The sequence below is a fragment of the Desulfocurvus sp. DL1XJH-121 genome (assembly GCF_054819825.1).
In genome coordinates this window covers 101648-119593 of record NZ_JBTVWW010000004.1, presented here as the reverse complement: position 1 = coordinate 119593, position 17946 = coordinate 101648, and the positions used below count along the sequence as shown (strand labels likewise).

Annotated in this window: 14 protein-coding genes; 6 read left to right on the top strand and 8 right to left on the bottom strand. The window is 68.1% G+C overall.

Features of this window, described 5'->3' with window-relative positions:
* Window positions 1-70 precede the first annotated feature (70 nt).
* Window positions 71-1525 carry a methyl-accepting chemotaxis protein gene (locus ACYYG1_RS04500; protein WP_461209090.1) on the top strand — a complete coding sequence of 485 codons (1455 nt, stop codon included), beginning with the start codon at window positions 71-73 and terminating at the stop codon, window positions 1523-1525.
* Between the two features lie 174 nt (window positions 1526-1699).
* Window positions 1700-1903, top strand: a complete 204-nt coding sequence (locus tag ACYYG1_RS04495; protein ID WP_461209089.1) for a hypothetical protein — start codon at window positions 1700-1702, stop codon at window positions 1901-1903.
* Between the two features lie 182 nt (window positions 1904-2085).
* Here the strand turns inward: ACYYG1_RS04495 and ACYYG1_RS04490 are convergent, their stop codons facing one another.
* The 6 genes from ACYYG1_RS04490 to ACYYG1_RS04465 form a co-directional block, all read right to left on the bottom strand.
* On the bottom strand, window positions 2086-3333 hold the full coding sequence (locus ACYYG1_RS04490; RefSeq protein WP_461209088.1) for a sensor domain-containing diguanylate cyclase: 1248 nt from the start codon (window positions 3331-3333) through the stop codon (window positions 2086-2088).
* A gap of 82 nt (window positions 3334-3415) precedes the next feature.
* The gene (locus ACYYG1_RS04485) at window positions 3416-4192 is read right to left on the bottom strand and encodes a substrate-binding periplasmic protein (protein WP_461209087.1); all 777 of its coding nucleotides are present in this window, start codon (window positions 4190-4192) and stop codon (window positions 3416-3418) included.
* A gap of 78 nt (window positions 4193-4270) precedes the next feature.
* Window positions 4271-4687 carry a DUF2000 domain-containing protein gene (locus ACYYG1_RS04480; RefSeq protein WP_461209086.1) on the bottom strand — a complete coding sequence of 139 codons (417 nt, stop codon included), beginning with the start codon at window positions 4685-4687 and terminating at the stop codon, window positions 4271-4273.
* Between the two features lie 139 nt (window positions 4688-4826).
* The gene (gene clpB, locus ACYYG1_RS04475) at window positions 4827-7421 is read right to left on the bottom strand and encodes an ATP-dependent chaperone ClpB (protein ID WP_461209085.1); all 2595 of its coding nucleotides are present in this window, start codon (window positions 7419-7421) and stop codon (window positions 4827-4829) included.
* Window positions 7422-7467: 46 nt separating this feature from the next.
* Window positions 7468-7797, bottom strand: coding sequence for a chaperone modulator CbpM (locus ACYYG1_RS04470; protein ID WP_461209084.1), 330 nt, complete (start codon window positions 7795-7797; stop codon window positions 7468-7470).
* Between the two features lie 173 nt (window positions 7798-7970).
* Entirely contained in the window at window positions 7971-8915 is a 945-nt protein-coding gene (locus ACYYG1_RS04465) for a DnaJ C-terminal domain-containing protein (RefSeq protein ID WP_461209083.1), read from the bottom strand.
* Between the two features lie 110 nt (window positions 8916-9025).
* Here ACYYG1_RS04465 and ACYYG1_RS04460 point away from each other — a divergent pair, with 110 nt between their 5' ends.
* A complete protein-coding gene (locus ACYYG1_RS04460) occupies window positions 9026-10129 on the top strand; it encodes a polysaccharide deacetylase family protein (protein WP_461209082.1) in 1104 nt (367 codons plus the stop codon).
* Window positions 10130-10340: 211 nt separating this feature from the next.
* Here ACYYG1_RS04460 and aroL read toward each other — a convergent pair whose 3' ends face one another.
* Both aroL and ACYYG1_RS04450 read right to left on the bottom strand, forming a co-directional pair.
* Window positions 10341-10988, bottom strand: coding sequence for a shikimate kinase AroL (aroL, locus tag ACYYG1_RS04455; protein ID WP_461209081.1), 648 nt, complete (start codon window positions 10986-10988; stop codon window positions 10341-10343).
* 236 nt (window positions 10989-11224) lie between these two features.
* Window positions 11225-12412 carry a pyridoxal phosphate-dependent aminotransferase gene (locus ACYYG1_RS04450; RefSeq protein WP_461209080.1) on the bottom strand — a complete coding sequence of 396 codons (1188 nt, stop codon included), beginning with the start codon at window positions 12410-12412 and terminating at the stop codon, window positions 11225-11227.
* Between the two features lie 236 nt (window positions 12413-12648).
* On the opposite strand from ACYYG1_RS04450, the gene ACYYG1_RS04445 reads away from it, so the two are divergent.
* The 3 genes from ACYYG1_RS04445 (at window position 12649) to ACYYG1_RS04435 (ending at window position 17879) form a co-directional block, all read left to right on the top strand.
* A complete protein-coding gene (locus tag ACYYG1_RS04445; RefSeq protein WP_461209079.1) occupies window positions 12649-15600 on the top strand; it encodes a hypothetical protein in 2952 nt (983 codons plus the stop codon).
* 106 nt (window positions 15601-15706) lie between these two features.
* Complete coding sequence (locus tag ACYYG1_RS04440) at window positions 15707-16063, top strand: hypothetical protein (RefSeq protein ID WP_461209078.1); 357 nt, start codon at window positions 15707-15709, stop codon at window positions 16061-16063.
* A gap of 55 nt (window positions 16064-16118) precedes the next feature.
* On the top strand, window positions 16119-17879 hold the full coding sequence (locus tag ACYYG1_RS04435) for a chloride channel protein (RefSeq protein ID WP_461209077.1): 1761 nt from the start codon (window positions 16119-16121) through the stop codon (window positions 17877-17879).
* The last annotated feature ends 67 nt before the right edge of the window (window positions 17880-17946 follow it).

The following is a 17946-nucleotide window of genomic DNA, read 5'->3' as shown; positions in this document are numbered from 1 at the left end:
CGTGGGACCCTCCCGCCCTGCGGCTGGCCGCTCAATGGAGGTATCACCGCTCAAGACAGGGAGTTGTTTCATGAATACGCTCGCCATCGTGCTGGCGGCCGCCCTGGTGGGGACGACGGCCGCGCTCATCCTGCAATCGCTGCGCGCAAAAACCGCATGCCGCGCCGTGGCCGACCTCTCGCGCAGAATCCTGGACGGCGACTACTACGCCCGGCTGGACCCGGCCCGCTGTGCGCAGGCCAAGACGGCCGAAGCCCTGAATTCCATGCTGGATTCCCTGGTACGGCAGCTTTCCTTCGCCCAGGGGGTGCTCAACGGCATCGACACGCCCTACGTGGTGGTGGACACCGACGAGGTGCTGGTCAAGACCAACGATTCGCTGATGCGCATCCTGGAACAGACCGGCCGGCCCGAGGACCACTACGGGCACAACGTGGCCCTGTTCTTCTACGGAGAGAAACGGCGCACCGTGCTGGCCGACAGCCTGGAGCACCACACCGTAACCAGCAAGGAGGTGGAACTGGTGGGCCGCAAGGGCGGCAAGCGCGCCATCCACATCGACGCCTCGCCCCTGTTCGACTTGGCAGGGGAACTCATGGGCGCCCTGTGCATCTATCAGGACCGCACGGCCCTGCGCGCCAAGGAAGCCGAGCTGGTGGCCCAGAACCAGCGCGTGGCCGAGGCGGCCAAGCGCTCCGACGAAGTTTCCCGCGAGGCGGCCCGGGCCGCGGCCGTGCTGGACGAACGCCTGGGCAAGGCCGCCCGGGCGGCGCGGCGCCAGACAGAACGCGCCGTGGACACGGCCACGGCCATGGAGCAGATGACCGCGGCGGTGCTGGAGGTGGCCCGCAACGCCTCCAGCTCGGCCGAGGGAGCCCAGCAGTCCCGCGACAAGGCCCGCCAGGGCGAGGAGGTGGTGCGCCAGTCCACCGAGGCCATGGACGAAGTGGGCACGAGCACCGAAACCCTGCGCCGCCACCTGGAGCAGCTGGGCGAATACGCCGAGGGCATCGGCTCGGTGATGAACGTGATCACGGACATCGCCGACCAGACCAACCTCCTGGCGCTGAACGCGGCCATCGAAGCCGCGCGCGCAGGCGACGCGGGGCGGGGTTTCGCCGTGGTGGCCGACGAGGTGCGCAAGCTGGCCGAGAAGACCATGGGCGCCACCAAGGAAGTGGGCGACTCCATCGCCTCCATCCAGGAGGTGGCCCACCTGAGCATCGAAAACATGGGCCAGGCCTCCCACGCCGTGGATCGCACCCGGGATCTCTCCACGGCCTCGGGCCGGGCCCTGCAGGAAATCCTGGAAATGGCCTCCCGGGTCACGGACCAGGTGCAGGCCATTGCCACGGCGGCGGAGGAGCAGTCCGCCACCACCGAACACATCAACGAATCCGTGGGCGACGTGCGCGAGACGTCCGAGAACCTGACCGAGGAGATGGACGCCGCGGCCGGCGACGTGCGCGAGTTGCGAGCGACAGTGGAAGCCTTGTCGCGGATCATCGCCGAGGTCCAGATCTAGCGGACTCGGAACGCGCAACAGCCGTATGGACAAGCCCGGGCGTCCCCAGGACGCCCGGGCCGCCGTGCCCGCAAGGCGAACACGTGGCGAAAGTGACTTTTCGGTGAACCCATTGCCCGGTCGGCGCGCGCGGGATACAGGGGGGAAACCCACTTCTGCAAAGCGAGGGAAGTCATGCTGTCCACAGAGTGCAACGCGATCATGGGTGCGGATGTTTCGGAACAGGCGGCCGTGATTCTCGGCCCCCCGAATTTCGCCGTCTCCCAGGCGGACCCCGCCGGGGACATCGAGTCCCTGATCCACGAGGCCGGACGCCAGGTAGGCCGCGCCGTGGTGGCGGGCCTGGCCCTGGCCGGAGTGCTGAGCTTCATATTCTAGCAGGCGTTTGAAAAAATGCCGTGCAGACCGTTCAAAAATAGTAAGATGCAAGACCGACGACCGACTAGCTGTTAGGCGAATCTTCGAGCCTTACAGATATCGAGAGCAGAGCTGTACTCCCTATACGCGAGGGTTCGCATTTTCCGCAGCAACGAAGCAGATCACTGTGTTGGGACGGTCTGCTAGCCCGCCTTGACCACCTGATTGCGCCCTTTCTTTTTGGCCTTGTACAGGGCCTTGTCCGCGGCCTTGAGCACCTCCGCCGGTCCGGCCCCGTCGCCCGACTCGGCCAGGCCCATGGAGATGGTCACGGATACGGTGCCCGCCTTGCTCCCCTTGCCTCCCTTGCCCTTCTTGGCGTTCCCCCCGCCCTTGCGCGGCCCGCGCACGGTGAAGCCCGCCCGGCCCACGGCCTCGCGCGCCGCGTCCGTATGCGGATAGGCCTCGTCCGCGGATTTGCGCGGGAAGACCAGGGTGAACTCCTCGCCCCCGTAGCGGTAGGCGCGCCCGCCACCGGCCACCTCGCCCAGGTGCGAGGCCACCATGCGCAGCACGTCGTCGCCCACGTCGTGGCCGTAGGTGTCGTTGAACTTCTTGAAATGGTCCACGTCGGCCATGGCCAGGCTGTAGCGCCCGGACAACCCCGCCAGGTCAGCCATCAGGGCGCGGCGCGCGGGCAGGCCCGTGAGTTCGTCCAAAAAGGCCATGCGGTAGGACTCCTGGAACAGGGGCGCGGCCAGGGCTAGGCACGCGGCCGTGCCCCAGGCCTCGGGCCCGCCCGGGGCGTACGCGGCGTGCAGGCAAGCCAGGATGCCAGCCAGCCCCGCGCCCAGGCCCCCGTCCATGGGGCTGTTGCGCACCAGGGCCTTGATCTGCAAGAGCGCCAGGGCCGCCAGCCCGGCCAGGAGCGCGGGCTGGGGCAGCGGGGTCCAGGCGTCCCAGGCCGGGGGCAGGACCCGCCAGTGCAAGAGGGCGTCCAGGCCCGCGTTGAGCCCGGTGGCGGCCTGGACGTCGTAGGCCCCGAAGGCCCCGCTGGCCGCGAAGAGCACCGCCAGGGCCTCGACGCCGTACAGGGCCATCTGCCCCAGGCCTTTGGAATTGAAGACCCCCCGGTCGCCCACCAGGGAGGCCAGGAGCACGTTCAGGGGCACGCACAGGGCGAAGGCCGGATAGACCACGCGCACCAGGGGGGACTGGGGCCCGCCCCCGGGAACCTGCGCCGCGAACCAGGCCGCCAACACGGCCAGGCCCAGCACGGGAACGGCGCGGCTGCGGCGAAAGCGCCAGCAGGCCAGGGCCGCGACCAGGGCCACGCCGCAGGGCGCGAAACGCAGGGCATGGGCGGGTAAAAGGCCCAAAGGCCCGAGAACGGTCCATGAGCCCACGAGGACGAAGAACGGCAAGAGGAGCATGAAGAGCTTTCCGGTCATGGCCCGCGCTCAATAGCATGCCCGTGATCCGGAGGAAAGCCGCGTTCCCCTGCGAATTCCGCAGCCGGAGGAAAGGCCGGGGCTAGCGCTGGTACCGCCCGACGATCCCCTGCACGACGCCCTGGACACGCATGGCCCGCAGTTCCTCGTCAAAACGATCCACAAGGGCCGCGGGCACCCGCTTGCGGCTGAAGAGCACGAAGACCCGCACCACGGGCAGGAAGGGCACGTCCTCCAGAGGCTCCACATCCCGCACCGCGCCCATGCGCCTCCTGAGATCAAGGCCGTTGAAGAGGTCACACAGGACGTAGTCCACGCGCCCCCGCAGCAGGAGTTCCAGGTTCGCCCGGTCAGAAGAGACCTCGACCACATGGCCATGGGTGCGTAGATACTCGTCCACGACCATGGAATAGGAGTAGCCCCGCACGATGCCCAGGGCCTTCCCGTCCAAATCCGCGAGCTGCCGCACGGCAAGGCGCTCCTCGTCATCCGAGCGCACGAACAGGGCCCAGCGGGATTCCACCAAAGGCTCCTGGTGGTAGCGGACGTACCCCAGGCGCGCCGTGTCCATGACCCCCGAACAGAGCACGTCCAGCCCGCCGCCCTCCAGAAGCCGCAGCCCACGCGCCCAGGGATACTGTTCGATGGACGCCACGGGTTGTTCAATGCGCCTCAACGCTTCCTGAAGGATCTCCATGGCGATGCCCTTGAATCTGCCGTCCTCCTTGTATTCGTAGGGCGGCCAATCGTCGCAGCCCACCACCAGACCCCCATCTCCGGCAAACGCGGCGGAAGGCCCCGCGCATGCGAAAGCAACGGCGGCGCAGGCCAAGGCAAGCAGGATCCGCTGGATGCGCATTGATTCTCCTGTGGCAAAACAACCCATTTCACGCTCGCACAAACACTGCGGCGCATCAAGCCCGATTCCGGCCCGCGCTCAGCGCAGCAGGCCCAGGGAACCCGTCAGGCGGCTGACCTCGCGAGCCGGGCCGTACAGGGCCAGACCCAGGTAGCGCTGCTCCCCGGCGGGGGTGGCGGCCATGCGGGCCTCGTAGTCGTCGTAGTGCCTGGACACCTGGGCCGCGCGAGTGAAGTCCACCACGAACAGCCCGGCCCGGCGGGCGCGCCCGCAGAGTTCAGGCAGGTCCCCGTTACGCGCCTTGAGCACCGGGATGGGCAAGCGGGTTATGCCCTCGTGGGCCGTGCCCGAGGCGTCGGCCACGGCCCCGCCCACCAAATCCGGGGCTTGGCGGCCCAGGCTCACGGCCAGGACGGCCGCGGTGTTGGCGATGAGGCCCAGGGGCAGTTCCGGGTCGATGACGATGACGCATTTGCAGGTTTCGATGTCGGCCATGCCGTCTCCTTGGTTCGGGTTCGGGGCATGGCCTAGCCCGTCCCGGCGCGCAAGGATTGCAGGATATTGCACCGGCCCGAAAACGGAAAAGGCCCCTCCCCCGCATGGGGAAGGGGCCTTGGTATCAGGCTTGCCGGGCTCAGGAGAAGGTCAGCTCGCCGTCCTTGGCGTCCACCACGATCTCCGCGCCCTCCTGCACGTCGCCGCCGATGAGCGCCTTGGCCAGCTGCGTCTCCAGGTGGGTCTGCAGGTAGCGGCGCAGGGGCCGCGCGCCGAAGGCCGGTTCGTAGGCCCGTTCCACCACCAGCTCCTTGGCCGCGTCCGTGAGAGTGAGGCCCATCTTGCGCTCGGCAAGGCGGGCGCGCAGGCCCGCGAGCATCAGCTCGATGATGGACTTGAGCTGGTCCGCCACCAGGGGCTTGAAGTTCACGACCTCGTCCACGCGGTTCAGGAACTCGGGCCTGAAGTGCCCGCGCAGCTCGGCCATGACCTGCTCCTCCACGCCCGGGGCCAGGGAGCCGTCGGGCTGGATGCCCGCCAGCAGGTGCTGGGCCCCCAGGTTGGAGGTCATGATGATGATGGTGTTCTTGAAGTCCACCGTCCTGCCGTGGCTGTCCGTGAGCCTGCCGTCGTCCAGGATCTGCAGCAGCGTGTTGAAGACGTCGGGGTGGGCCTTCTCGATCTCGTCGAAGAGCACCACGCTGTAGGGCTTGCGGCGCACGGCCTCGGTGAGCTGGCCGCCCTCGTCGTAGCCGATGTAGCCCGGAGGCGCCCCGATGAGCCGGGCCACGGTGTGCCGCTCCTGGTATTCGCTCATGTCCAGGCGGACCATGTTCTCCTGGGTGTCGAACAGCGCCGAGGCCAGGGTCTTGCACAGCTCGGTCTTGCCCACGCCCGTGGGGCCCATGAAAATGAAGGAGCCGATGGGCCGCGCCGGGTCCTTGAGGCCCGCGCGGGCGCGCAGCACCGCGTCGGCCACGGCGTTCACGGCCGCGTCCTGGCCCACCACCCGCTCGTGCAGGGTGTCGGCCAGGCGCAGCAGCTTCTCGCGCTCGCCTTCGAGCAGGCGCGTCACCGGGATGCCGGTCCAGCGGGCGATGATCTGAGCCACGTCGTCGGGCCCGACCTCCTCGCGCAGCAGGCGCGGGCCGTCGTCGCCGCCGCCCTCCTGGGCCCGGGCCACCTTGTGCTCCAGGTCCGGCAGCACCCCGTGCTCCAGCTCGGCGGCGCGGGCGTAGTCCATGGCCCGCTTGGCCTCCTCGATGTCGCGGCGGGTCTCCTCGATGCGGCTCTTGAGCTCGGCCACCCCGCCGATGGAGGCCTTTTCGCGCTCCCACTGGGTGCGCAGGGCGGTCTGCTCCTCCTTCAAGTCGGCCAGCTCGCGCTCCAGCTTTTCCAGGCGCTCGCGGGATTTGGAATCCGTCTCCCGGCGCAGGGCCTCGCGCTCGATCTCCAGCTGCATGACCTTGCGGTTCACCTGGTCCAACTCCGCGGGCATGGAGTCGATCTCCGTGCGGATCATGGCCGCGGCCTCGTCGATCAAGTCGATGGCCTTGTCCGGGAGCTGGCGGTCCGCGATGTAGCGGTGCGAGAGCACGGCGGCCTCCACCAGGGCCGCGTCGGCGATGCGCACCTTGTGGTGCACCTCGAAGCGCTCGCGCAGGCCGCGCAGGATGGAGATGGTGTCCTCCACCCCGGGCTGGTCCACCAACACGGGCTGGAAGCGGCGCTCCAGGGCCGGATCCTTTTCCACGTGCTTGCGGTACTCGTCCAGGGTGGTGGCGCCGATGCAGTGCAGCTCGCCGCGCGCCAGCATGGGCTTCAGGAGGTTGCTCGCGTCCATGGAGCCCTCGGTCTTGCCCGCGCCCACCAGGGTGTGCATCTCGTCGATGAACAGAATGATGCGGCCCTCGGACTTCTGGACCTCGGCCAGCACGGCCTTCAGGCGCTCCTCGAACTCGCCCCGGTACTTGGCCCCGGCGATGAGGGCGCCGAGGTCCAGGGAGAAGATGCTCTTGTCCTTGAGGCCCTCGGGCACGTCCTCGGCCAGGATGCGCTGGGCCAGGCCCTCGACGATGGCGGTCTTGCCCACGCCCGCCTCACCGATGAGCACGGGGTTGTTCTTGGTGCGGCGCGAGAGGATGCGGATGGTGCGGCGCACCTCCTCGTCGCGGCCGATGACCGGGTCGAGCCTGCCCTTCCTGGCCTCTTCCACCAGGTCGCGGCCGTATTTCTTGAGGGCGTCGTAGGTGGCTTCCGGGTCGTCGGAGGTCACGCGTTGGCAGCCGCGCACCTCGGTCAGGGCGCTGAGCAGCTTCTCGGCGCTGAGGCCGAAATGCTTGTTGACCCTGCCCACGCCCGTGGATGGGGCCTCGTCGGCCAGGGCCAGGAGGATGTGCTCCACGCTCACGAACTCGTCGTTCATGCGCTTGGCCTGGTCCTGGGCCGCCAGGAGCGCGCGGTTCACGCGGTCCGTGACGTAGATGTTGCCCGGCGCGGCCCCGGGGCCGCCGACCTTGGGCAGGCGGCCCAGCTCGGTCTCCACCTCCTTGGCGTAGGCCTTGGGGTCGATGCCCGCCTGCTCCAGCACGCGGGGTGTGAGGCCGCCCTCCTGCTCCAGGAGCGCGGCGAGCAGATGCTCGGCGTCTATCTGCTGATGTCCCCTGCGCAGGGCCACGTCCTGAGCCGCCGAAATGGCCTCCTGGCTCCTGCGGGTGAATTTGTTCAAGTCCATATCGTTACCTCCACGTATGCGGATTGATCCCTCTCTAGCCCGGCCCTCAGGCCAGGCGCTCCAGTTCGCGGACCTTGGCCTCCAGGGTCTCCACGCGCTCCACCAGGTCCACGATGATGGTCCCGGCCAGGGCCGTGATTTCCAGGTCCAGGCAGATGCGCTCCAGCTTGCGCGCGCGGTACACGTCGCGCATGCGGAACAAATACAAGGCCTCGGAAGTGCGCGCGGGCTGCACCCAGCCCAGCTCGATGAGCTCCGTGAGGCGCGCGGGCGCCATGCTCGTCAATTCGATGAACTCGTTCCAGGAGACCTGGGCCGACGGCTCGGGAAGGACTTCCTGCTGGCGGCTCATGCCTCCATTGTGTCTCTGGCTCATCTTGCGACCTCCGGGGCAGGCTGTTGAAAAACGCACGATCGCTGGCGCGGCTTCGTTGCTGCGACAAATTCAAACCCTCGCGTACGGGGAGTACGCGTCGGCCTTGAATTTATCTTGCGCCTTGCACTCGCACATTTTTGAACAGCCTGAATAAAGGCATCTTCAACACCCGGTTAGAAGTTCCTGGGCGAAAAGTCGGAACTCTCCGCCAGTTCGCTCCACAGCTTCTTTTGTTCCTCGGTCTGGGCCTTGGGCGTGCGGATCATGATCCGCACCAGCTGGTCGCCCCGGCCCGAGCCCTTGCCCAGGCCCTTGCCCGCCAGGCGCAGCTTCTGGCCGCTGGACACGCCCGGCGGCACACTCAAGTCCACCTCGCCGTCCAGGGTGGGCACGCGCACCGTGGCGCCCAGGGCCGCCTCCCACGGAGCCAGGGGCAGGTCCAGGACCAGGTTCGCGCCCTCCACCTTGTACAGGCGGTGGGGGGCAAGGCGGACTTTGAGGAACAGATCCCCGGCCGGGCCGCCGCCCGAGCCCGGGTTGCCCTGCCCGGCCAGGCGGATGCGCGCGCCGTCCTTGACGCCCGCCGGGATGTTCACGGACAGGTTCCTGGTGCGGCCCGCGGCGTGGTCCTGCAGGGCGATGGTCCTGTTGCCGCCGCTGTAGGCCTCCTCCAGGGTCAGCTCCATGGACACCTCGGCGTCGGAGCCCCGGCGCGGGCCGCGCTGGAACCCGCCGCCGAAGCCCGAGAACCCGCCGCCCCGGCCGCCGAATCCGCCGCCGCCGCCGAAAATGGTCTCGAAGAAGTCCGAGAACCCCGAGGCGTCGAACCCGCCGCCCTGCTGGAAGTTGAAGTTCTCGAATCCCGGCGGGGGCTGAAAGTTCTGGCCATGCTGCCAGTTGGGCCCGAGCTGGTCGTAGAGCTTGCGCTTCTCCGGGTCCTTGAGGACCTCGTAGGCCTCGTTGAGCTCCTTGAACTTCGCCTCGGCGCCCGCGTCCCCGGGGTTCAAGTCCGGATGGTGCTTGCGCGCCAGACGCTTGAACGCCTTGGAGATTTCCTCCTGGGACGCACTGCGTTCCACGCCGAGCTGCTTGTAATAATCCTTGTATTCAACGCTCATCTCGTATAGCTCTCCTTGGACCGTCCCCCCCAGGTCCGGGGGGGCGGTACGCCTTAAGATAAACCGCCAAAGCGTTCAGTCAAGCATCCGCGTACGTTAAGGTCAGGATCATGCCCAAGAGCCTTCCCGTGGCCATGTACCACTACATCAGTTCGTGGCCCAACCCCATCGCAGTGGACCCCGACGTGTTCGAGAGCCATCTGGAGGCCATGACCCGCGCCGGATACAGGGGCGTGGGCCTGGACGAGGCCGAGGAGTTTCTGCTGGAGGGACGGCCCATCGAGGGCAAGGCCGCGCTCTTGACCTTCGACGACGGTTTTTTGGACAACTTCGTGAACGCTTGGCCGCTCTTGGAAAAGCACGGCCACAAGGGCGTGGTCTTCACGGTGAGCAACAAGATCGTGGCCGAGAACCTGCCCCGGCCGACCCTGAAGGACGTCTGGTCCGGGTTCGTGGGCATGGACGAGCTGCCCCAGGTCAACGCCCCGGTCCGCCGCACCGGGGAAGGGCTGCGCGTGCGCCGGGATCTGTTCTTCTCCTGGAAGGAGGCCCGGCTCATGGAGGACTCGGGGGTCATGCGCATGGCCGCGCACACCCACACCCACCGCTCGGTGTTCACCTCCGCCGACTATTCCAAGCTCTTCACCCCGGGCGTGCGCAGGCGCACCTTCGACCGCCTGGACCACGAGGTGCTCTACGGCCTGCCCCAGTTCGGCCGGGGCCCGGCCATGGGCCACGAGGCCTTTCTGCCATCAACGGAACTCTACGACATGGTACACGCCGAAGTGCCCCAGGACTACGACGGGGCCAAGGCCTTCTTCGCGGACCCGGACAACGCCCAACGCATCGAAAAGGCCGTGGCCGCCCTGTCCCGGGACCGCCTGGGCCGCATGGAGACCCCCGAGGAATTCCGCGAACGCCTGCGCGCGGACCTCTCGGCCTGCAAGCAGCTCATGGAACAGGAGCTGGGCCGCGAGGTGCGCTCCCTGGCCTGGCCCTGGGGGACCTTCAGCGCCGAGGCTCTGGACGAAGCCAAGAAGCTCGGCTTCGCGGCGTTCTTCACCACGGCCGTAGGCCCCAACCTGCCCGGGCGCAGCGCCGACGCGGCGCACCGCTTCAAGGCCCGCAACAAGAACGCGAAATGGTTCATGTCGCGCCTGTCCATGTATTCCAAGCCTTTCATGGCCCGCCTTTACGGCCTGATCCACCACTAGGCAGGCCGTCCCAAAGCAGCGATCTGCTGCGTTGCTGCGAAAAATGCAAAACCTCGAGTACGGGAGTACGCGTCGGTCTTGCATTTTTCTTGCGTCTTGCATCTCACTACTTTGGGACGGCCTGCCTAGGTCTGTGCGAAAATTCGATTTTTGGGCATGAAAAAGGCCACTCCCTTGGGAGCGGCCTGGAAGAGTGCGTTCATGGCGCGGGCTAGGCGCGTTGTTTCATGCGCGCCACCAGACGCATGCGCTCCTCCAGCTCGGCCGCCAGATTCTCCAGCGGCTCCTCGGCGCGCAGAACGAAGTTGGCCACCTCCATGTACAGGGGGTCGCGCTCCTCGCGCAGGCGGCCCATCTCCTCGGCCAGGGGCAGCTCCGTGAGGGGCGGGCGCTGGGCCGGGTCCATGTCGCTGGTCAGGCGGTCCACCACGCAGAGGGTGGTGGCCAGGAGATAGAACACCGGGCCCCCGGCCTTCAAGAGCTCGCGGTTCTCCGGGGCCAGGACGATGCCCCCGCCCGTGGCAACCACCATGGGCGTGCCCGCGATGTCTTCGAGCACCTCGGTCTCCAGGGCGCGGAAGGCCTCCCAGCCGTCCTTTTCCACAATCTCGGCCACCGTGGCCCCGGCGCGGCCGCAGACCAGCTCGTCCGTGTCCGCGAAGGGCAGCCCCAGGCGCTGGGCCGCGAGCCTGCCCAGGCTGGTCTTGCCGCTGGCGCGCAGGCCCACGAGAAACACCGTGTCCCCGCCCAGGGAGCGCAGGGCGTCCGTGGAGCCGGGGGCGAAGGTGGCGGTCCTGTCGGCCTCGGCCACCTCGGCCTTCTTCTTCAGGGCGTTCTTGGGCGTTATATTGCGGGGCATGGCTCATCTCTCCCGAATTGATTTGATTTTCCCTAAGGCCGTTCAAAAAGTGTGAGATGCGAGGCGCAAGAACATTTGTTCGCTGGCCGTCCTGCCAGCACCCCTGCGGGCGATGCGCTTCGCCGCATCGACCAATTTTGCTTTCCGGCAAAATAGTCAAGACCGACGCGCATATGAAATACGCGAGGGTTTGAAATATTCGCAGCAACGAAGCAAATTGCGCTTTTTCAACGGCCTTACCGAAGGCGCTCGTTCACGTATTTCTCGATGCGGTCCATGGCCTCGGCGATGTTCTCCAGGGAGTTGGCGTAGGAGAAGCGGATGTAGCCCTGGGCGCCCTCGCCGAAGTCGATGCCCGGGGTCACGCCCACGTGGGCCTTGTCCAGGATGTCGTAGGCCAGGGCCAGGGAGTCCGCCGCCTTGTCCGGGTTCAGCGGCCGCACGTTGGCCAGCACGTAGAACGCGCCCGTGGGCTCCACGGTGATGCCGAAGCCCATCTCCTTCAGGCGCTTGATCATGAAGATGCGGCGCTCGTCGTAGATGGCGCGCATGCGCTCGGTGTCTGCGGCCGTCTCCCTGAGGGCCGCGATGCCTGCCCACTGGGTGGGGGCGTTGGCCGAGATGAAGAAGTTCTGGGCCATGACCTGCAGCCCGCGCATGAACTCGCGGGGCGCGATGACGTAGCCCAGCCGCCAGCCCGTCATGGCGTGCAGCTTGGAGAACCCGTTGAACACGAAGGCCCGGTCCGTGAACTCCAGGATGCTGTGGTCCGTGTCCCCGCCGTAGACTAGGCCGTGGTAGATCTCGTCGGAGATGACGAAGGGCGCCATGTCAGCGATGGCCCGCATGCGCTCGGCCGAGAGCAGGTTGCCCGTGGGATTGGAGGGCGAATTGACGAGCACGCCCTTGGTGCGCGGGGTCAGCTTGGCCTTGATGGCCTCGGGCCGGTACTGGAAGCCGTCCTCCTCCAGCACGCGGACCTTCACGGGCTCGCCGCCGGCGAAACGGATGAAGTTCGGGTAGCAGGCGTAGTGCGGGTCGGAGATGATGACCTCGTCCCCGGCCTCCAGGAGCGCCGCGAAGACCATCATCATGCCCGGCGAGGTGCCCTGGGTGACCAGGATCTGGTCCGGGGACACGTCCACCCCGTAGCAGGTGTGGTAGTTCTCGGCGATGGCCTCGCGCAGCTCCAGGACGCCCAGGGAATGGGTGTAGTGGGTCTTGCCGTCGCGCATGGCGCGCTCCGCCGCCTCCAGCACCGCCGGGGGCGTGTCGAAGTCCGGCTCGCCCACCTCCAGGTGGATCACGTGGACGCCCTCGCGCTCCATGCGGTTGGCTGTTTCCAGAACTTCCATGACCTGGAAGGGGGTCAGATCGCAGATGCGCTTCGAGCAGAGGCTGTTTTCGAGTTGCGTGGGAGGCATGGGATTCCCGTCCTGTGTCGAGGGTTGGCGCGGCAGGCTGCGCGCAGGCCATTTTTCTACCTCCCCGGGCCCCTGGAATCAAGGCTCAAGCCCCGCGAATTCATTTGCGGCGCAGGGCAAAGGCAGATTCCCCCGCTCCCCTGGCGTATGCGGCGAAACGCGCGCGGCCCATTGACTCGCCACGCGCCTTGCCTCTACATTCGGAAACGGCCCCCGGACCTTCACCCACGACCAGCATGACCGACCAGAACAAGCTTACCCACCGCCTGGTGGACAAGATAGGCGATGCGTATCTGCGCCTGAGCCGCGACAACGAAGACGAAGGCGAAGTCCGCCGCCGTCTCTACGCCTACACGCGCAAGGCCCTGTCCATGCTGGGCTTCAAGCTCACGGCCCAGAAGATGGAAGAGCGCTGCGTGAAGCTCGCCGAGGTGGCCATCCAGCGGGCCATCAAGCAGCAGGAAAGCGAGCGCTGGATCAAGGAGTTGGAAATCGGCGGCCCGGGCGGCGGCTACAGCATCCATTTCCTGCCCGACGTGCACATCCCGCGCAGCCCGGAGACCGAAGCCCGCTGGCGGGAGTTCCTGCAGACCCTGGCCCCAAAGACCCGCGTGGGCACGGATCCGAAGACCGGCCAGATCGGGGTCCTGTACCGGGACGGGATGTGGCTCGGGGACCTGATCCTGGCCGACGACGTGCGCTCCTTCAACATTTCCCCGGACATCCACTCCGTGGCCGGCGACCTCGTGGCCCGGGGCGCGCTCATGATCAACAAGGCCTTCACCCACGCGGTGCAGGTCCGGGGCGGGCTGCACGTGCACCACGAACTGCTGCGCCAGCCGCCCCCGCCCGTGACCTTCGAGGGCGAGTTGCGCCTGGCCGGGCTCAAGTCCCTGGCCGACGCGCCCGTGCGGCCCGAGGATATGGAAACCTGGGGCGTCCGCCCGGGGACCGAGGTCACGGTGCGCAGCGACCGCCTGGAATTCGCCCGCGAAGGCGACCGCGCCGTCCTGCGCGGCATCAACGTCCTGTCCGCCTATACCTGGCGCAAGGACCGCTGGGCGCCCGCCAAGCAGGAGCGCATCGACCCGGCCCTGTTCGAGGCCGTCCACTCCCGGCTGGAGCGCATCTGCGTGCTCCTGGGCCTGGGCCAGGACATGATCTCCAAGAGCGTGCTGCGCACCCCGGACAACATCGACCGCATCACCCTGTACCTGGACCTGGGCCTGGCCGTGCCCGGCACGGACCCCGTGGCGCGCCATGCGGGCGGGAACATGGTGCGCGCCCTGTCGGCCCTGCGCGGGCTGTTCCTGGCCAAGCGCATCGACGACAAGGCTGTGGCCGAGGCCCTCGCGGTCGTCAGGGAGCAGGATGCCGAGCGGGCCGCGGGCCTGGCCGAGGCGCCCCGCAAGAAAATCAGCGAAAAGGCCCTGCGCGAGGACCTGGCCCTGGTCACGCGCCTGACCGACGACGACCTGGACGCCGCCGCCCTGTTCGGCAACGGCCTGGGCGCCATCAGCGCCCTGCAGCACGCCTTCCGCAGCCCCGAGGCCCGGGAGAACCTGCGCACGGCCTTCAAGACCCTGGACAAGACCCTGGAGGAGACGTCCTCCAGGATCAGCGCGGACCACCGCCCGGGCTTCGGCGACCTGCTGCGGGACCACAGGTCCGTGCTGGAGGTGATCAAGGAAGGGCTGGCCGCCTTCGGGGGCCGGTATTCCGCCAAGCGCCTGGAGGGCGAGATCAAGGAGATCGCCGGCATGAACCCCGGCGCGGTGTTCCGCGTGGTCTCCCGCGTGCCCTACAAATCCGAGGACCCGGCCTTCGTGGAGGACATGGCGCTGTTGCGCGTGCTGTACGAGGCCAGGACCCTGGAAAAGGCCGTCCAGACCCTGGACACGGACCGCCTCCTGGGGCTGGTGCTGCCGCGCCTGTGCCCGGCGGCCGCCAGCCGCCTGCGCCGGGCCCTGGACCGGCTGCGCGGCTGCGGGGAGGACCCCGGGCCCATGGCCGAAAACCTGGCCGCGCGGTTCAGGGGCCTGCCCCAGGACAAGGTTCCGGCCGAACTGCGCGCCTGGCTGCGCTCGCTTTTGGCCGTGGTCCGCGAATACAACACCCAGAGCGTACAGGAGACGGTGGCCGAACGGCGCAAGGACGACCGCCAGCGCAAGGAATTCGCCATGATCTCCCTGCCGCCCCACGTGGTCCGCGACCTGTCCGCGCGCATGGCGCGCATCTGCCTCAAATGGAGCCTGGGACGCGGATTCCTGGAGGGCGTGGACGCCACCATGGCCTCGGACCTGGAACGCCTGATCCACTACCTGGACCTGAACCTCGGGCGCACGGCCGTGAAGCACGAGACCACGCTCCAGGGCCAGGACCTGGCCGCGGTGGAGAACGTCTGGGACAAGCTGAAGAACCTGCGCCACTGCCTGGACACGGCGGATTTCGAGGAGGCCCAGGCCGCCCTCGCTGGCCTGGACGACAAGGCCCTGGAAACCGCGGCCGACGCCCAGGCCAAACCCCGGCAGACTGTGGACACCACCCTCCTGCGCCGGGACAGGGACTACCTGGACGGACTCAAGGACACCCGGATGACCCTGGAGAAGCTCTTCGGGCATTCCGGCCGCTTCCTGCTCTGCGCCAACGACTGCCTGGAGTCCGTGGAGATGCGCCGCGCCATCTCCGACTACGTCAAGCCCCTGTATCTGGCCCTGGCCAAGGCGGGCAAGGCCGCCAAGGGCCTGACCGCCAACGACCTGCTCAAGAACTCCGAGCGGCCTGACGAGTCCCTGGCCGCCACGGACTTCGACGACAAGACCCGGGAAGCCATCCGCGAGACCCTGGACAAGGTCAACTCCCGCAGCATCTCCGAGCTGCTCACGGAGCTGCGCCGCGCCGCGCCCGGCGGCCAGGGCGGCGTGGCCCGCGACCACGAGATGCTGGGCCGCATCCTGGCCCTGCCCGGCAAGCCCCTGGGCAGCCTGCAGCTGGACAGTTCCCAGACCTGCAAGATGCTTCTGGCCAACCTGGACTCCCCGTTCATCCACCGGGTCTGCTTCATGCGGGATTCCGGGGCCTTCGGCGACCTGCCCTCCAAGCGCATCGTGTCCATGGTCCTGGACCGCCTGGAATGGGAACTCTCGGTGATCCAGAACTACAACAGGCTGTCCACCCTGGCGCAGTGACCAGCGCGCGCACGGACCACCCGCGCGGCTAATTTCTGTTGTCATTTCCGATAGGAACGAGCATATTGGCCGCAGCCCTCCCGAGCGGGGGCGCGGAGGCCACGGCATGCCCCAAGCCCTGGAAATAGAAAACCTCATCCGGCACCTGGCCGTGCTGGCGCGCAACGTGGACGCCCTCTCGGGGCCGCGTCCGTCGCGTCCGGGCTGGTGGGTCCTGGTGCTGGGCGAGGACCTGGACCCCGACGACCTGGACAGGCGCGACGCGGCCCGGGAACGCCTGCGCATGCGCGCCGAGGCCTGCGGGGTGTCGCCCCGCGAGCTGGTCTGGGTCTGGGACGAAACCGACAGGGTCCAGCTCGTGGCCGGGCGCTACGGGACCCGGACCGAAGCCGAGGAGCACGCCCGCGGGCTGCGCTCCCTGGGCCTGGACATCCGCGTGACCGAGGCCTTCACCGACACCTGACGCGCACACCGCAACCCGCGCCGCCAGGGTCCAGGCCCCGGCCGCGCCTGGACGCATGATACGCCGCACCTGCCTTGACCTGTTCCACGGACTGCTCCGCTTCTGCCTGGAGCAGAATCTTCTGAATCTGCTTCTGGCCATCGCCATCGGAGCGCTCTCCGGCTGGGGCGCGGTGCTCTTCCACCACGTGCTCCAGGGGTCGCAGTATCTCTTCTACCAGAATTCCAATGACATCCTGACCTTCCACGAGACCGTGCCCGCCTGGAAGCTGGCGCTGTTGCCCGCCCTGGGCGGCCTGCTGGTGGGCCTGTTGGTGCGCTTCGGCGCGCGCGAGGCCAAGGGCCACGGCGTGCCCGAGGTCATGACCGCCCTGGCGCTGAAGTCCGGGCGCATCCGCAAGCGCGTGGCCCTGGTCAAGATCCTGGCCTCGGCCATCTGCATCGGCTCGGGCGGCTCCTCGGGCCGCGAGGGGCCCATGGTCCAGATCGGCTCCAGCATCGGCTCCTCCGTGGGCCAGCTGGCCAAGGTCACGGTCATGCACCAGCGCACCATGGTGGGCTGCGGCGCGGCAGCGGGCATCGCCGCCACCTTCAACGCGCCCATCGCGGGGGTGCTCTTCGCCCTGGAAATCCTCATCGGCGACTTCGGCCTGGCCTCGTTCTCGCCGGTGGTCATCTCCTCGGTCACGGCCACGGCCATCTCGCGCTACTACTGGGGCGACCTGCCGACCTTCAACATCCCGGCCTACGAGATCCACTCGGCCTGGGAGTTCGCGGTCTATCCCTTCCTGGGCATCGCCGCGGCCCTGGCCGCCGTGACCTTCATCAAGGTGCTGGAAAAGTCCGAGGACATCTTCGAGCACGTGCCCCTGCCCGACTGGCTGAAGCCCGCCGTGGGCGGGCTGATCCTGGGCTCGGTGGTCCTGGCCTGGCCCGAGGCCTTCGGCGTGGGCTACGGGGCCATGAACAACGCCCTGCATAGCCGCATCGCCGGGGTCCTGCTCCTGGCCCTGGTGCTGGTCAAGATCGTGGCCACCTCCGCCACCCTGGGCTCGGGCGGCTCCGGGGGCATCTTCGCCCCGTCCCTGTTCATCGGGGCCATGTGCGGCGGGTTCTTCGGCTGGGCGGCCGGGGAGCTGCTCCCGGGTCTCACGGCCCCGTCCGGGGCCTACGCCCTGGTGGGCATGGGCGCGGTGGTGGCCGGCACCACCCACGCGCCCATCACGGCCATCCTGATCATCTTCGAGATGACCGGGGACTACAAGATCATCCTGCCCATGATGATCACCTGCATCATCTCCACCATCCTGGCCTCGGCCCTGCACCGGGACTCCATCTACACGGGCAAGCTGCGCCGCCGGGGCATCGACATCTCCCGGGGCCTGGAGCAGAACATCCTGCGCTCGCTGAAGGTGTCCCGGTTCATGACCGCCGCCCCGGCCTCCATCCCCGAGACCCTGCCCCTGGTGGACATCATCCGCACCTTCCGCAACCAGGACATGGCCTACCTGCACGTCACCGACGCCGAGGACAGGCTCACGGGCATCATCTCCTTCCACGACATCCGTCCCATCCTGCGCGAGGAGGGCCTGCACTACCTGGTCATCGCCGGGGACGTCTGCACGCGCGCCCCCGTGACCGTGGGCCTGGACGACGACATCCAGAAGGCCATGCAGCTCATGAGCGGGCGCGGCATATCCCAGCTGCCCGTGGTGGACCCGGAAGCCGGGGGCCGCGTGGTGGGCGCCCTGCGCCAGAAGGACGTGCTCGCGGCATACGACAAGGCCATCATCCGGCGCGAGATCGAGGAGGGCTGAGCCCCGGCCCGGGCCCGCCGCTCTGCGCCTCTCCCTTGACACTGGGCCCGGCCTCGGGAACACCTTT

What these genes read in the sequence shown, in the direction of transcription:
- ACYYG1_RS04500 (WP_461209090.1), top strand. Translation starts at nt 71, where the DNA reads ATGAATACGCTCGCCATCGTGCTGGCGGCCGCCCTGGTGGGGACGACG.
- ACYYG1_RS04495 (WP_461209089.1), top strand. Translation starts at nt 1,700, where the DNA reads ATGCTGTCCACAGAGTGCAACGCGATCATGGGTGCGGATGTTTCGGAA.
- ACYYG1_RS04490 (WP_461209088.1), bottom strand. Translation starts at nt 3,333, where the DNA reads ATGACCGGAAAGCTCTTCATGCTCCTCTTGCCGTTCTTCGTCCTCGTG.
- ACYYG1_RS04485 (WP_461209087.1), bottom strand. Translation starts at nt 4,192, where the DNA reads ATGCGCATCCAGCGGATCCTGCTTGCCTTGGCCTGCGCCGCCGTTGCT.
- ACYYG1_RS04480 (WP_461209086.1), bottom strand. Translation starts at nt 4,687, where the DNA reads ATGGCCGACATCGAAACCTGCAAATGCGTCATCGTCATCGACCCGGAA.
- clpB (WP_461209085.1), bottom strand. Translation starts at nt 7,421, where the DNA reads ATGGACTTGAACAAATTCACCCGCAGGAGCCAGGAGGCCATTTCGGCG.
- ACYYG1_RS04470 (WP_461209084.1), bottom strand. Translation starts at nt 7,797, where the DNA reads ATGAGCCAGAGACACAATGGAGGCATGAGCCGCCAGCAGGAAGTCCTT.
- ACYYG1_RS04465 (WP_461209083.1), bottom strand. Translation starts at nt 8,915, where the DNA reads ATGAGCGTTGAATACAAGGATTATTACAAGCAGCTCGGCGTGGAACGC.
- ACYYG1_RS04460 (WP_461209082.1), top strand. Translation starts at nt 9,026, where the DNA reads ATGCCCAAGAGCCTTCCCGTGGCCATGTACCACTACATCAGTTCGTGG.
- aroL (WP_461209081.1), bottom strand. Translation starts at nt 10,988, where the DNA reads ATGCCCCGCAATATAACGCCCAAGAACGCCCTGAAGAAGAAGGCCGAG.
- ACYYG1_RS04450 (WP_461209080.1), bottom strand. Translation starts at nt 12,412, where the DNA reads ATGCCTCCCACGCAACTCGAAAACAGCCTCTGCTCGAAGCGCATCTGC.
- ACYYG1_RS04445 (WP_461209079.1), top strand. Translation starts at nt 12,649, where the DNA reads ATGACCGACCAGAACAAGCTTACCCACCGCCTGGTGGACAAGATAGGC.
- ACYYG1_RS04440 (WP_461209078.1), top strand. Translation starts at nt 15,707, where the DNA reads ATGCCCCAAGCCCTGGAAATAGAAAACCTCATCCGGCACCTGGCCGTG.
- ACYYG1_RS04435 (WP_461209077.1), top strand. Translation starts at nt 16,119, where the DNA reads ATGATACGCCGCACCTGCCTTGACCTGTTCCACGGACTGCTCCGCTTC.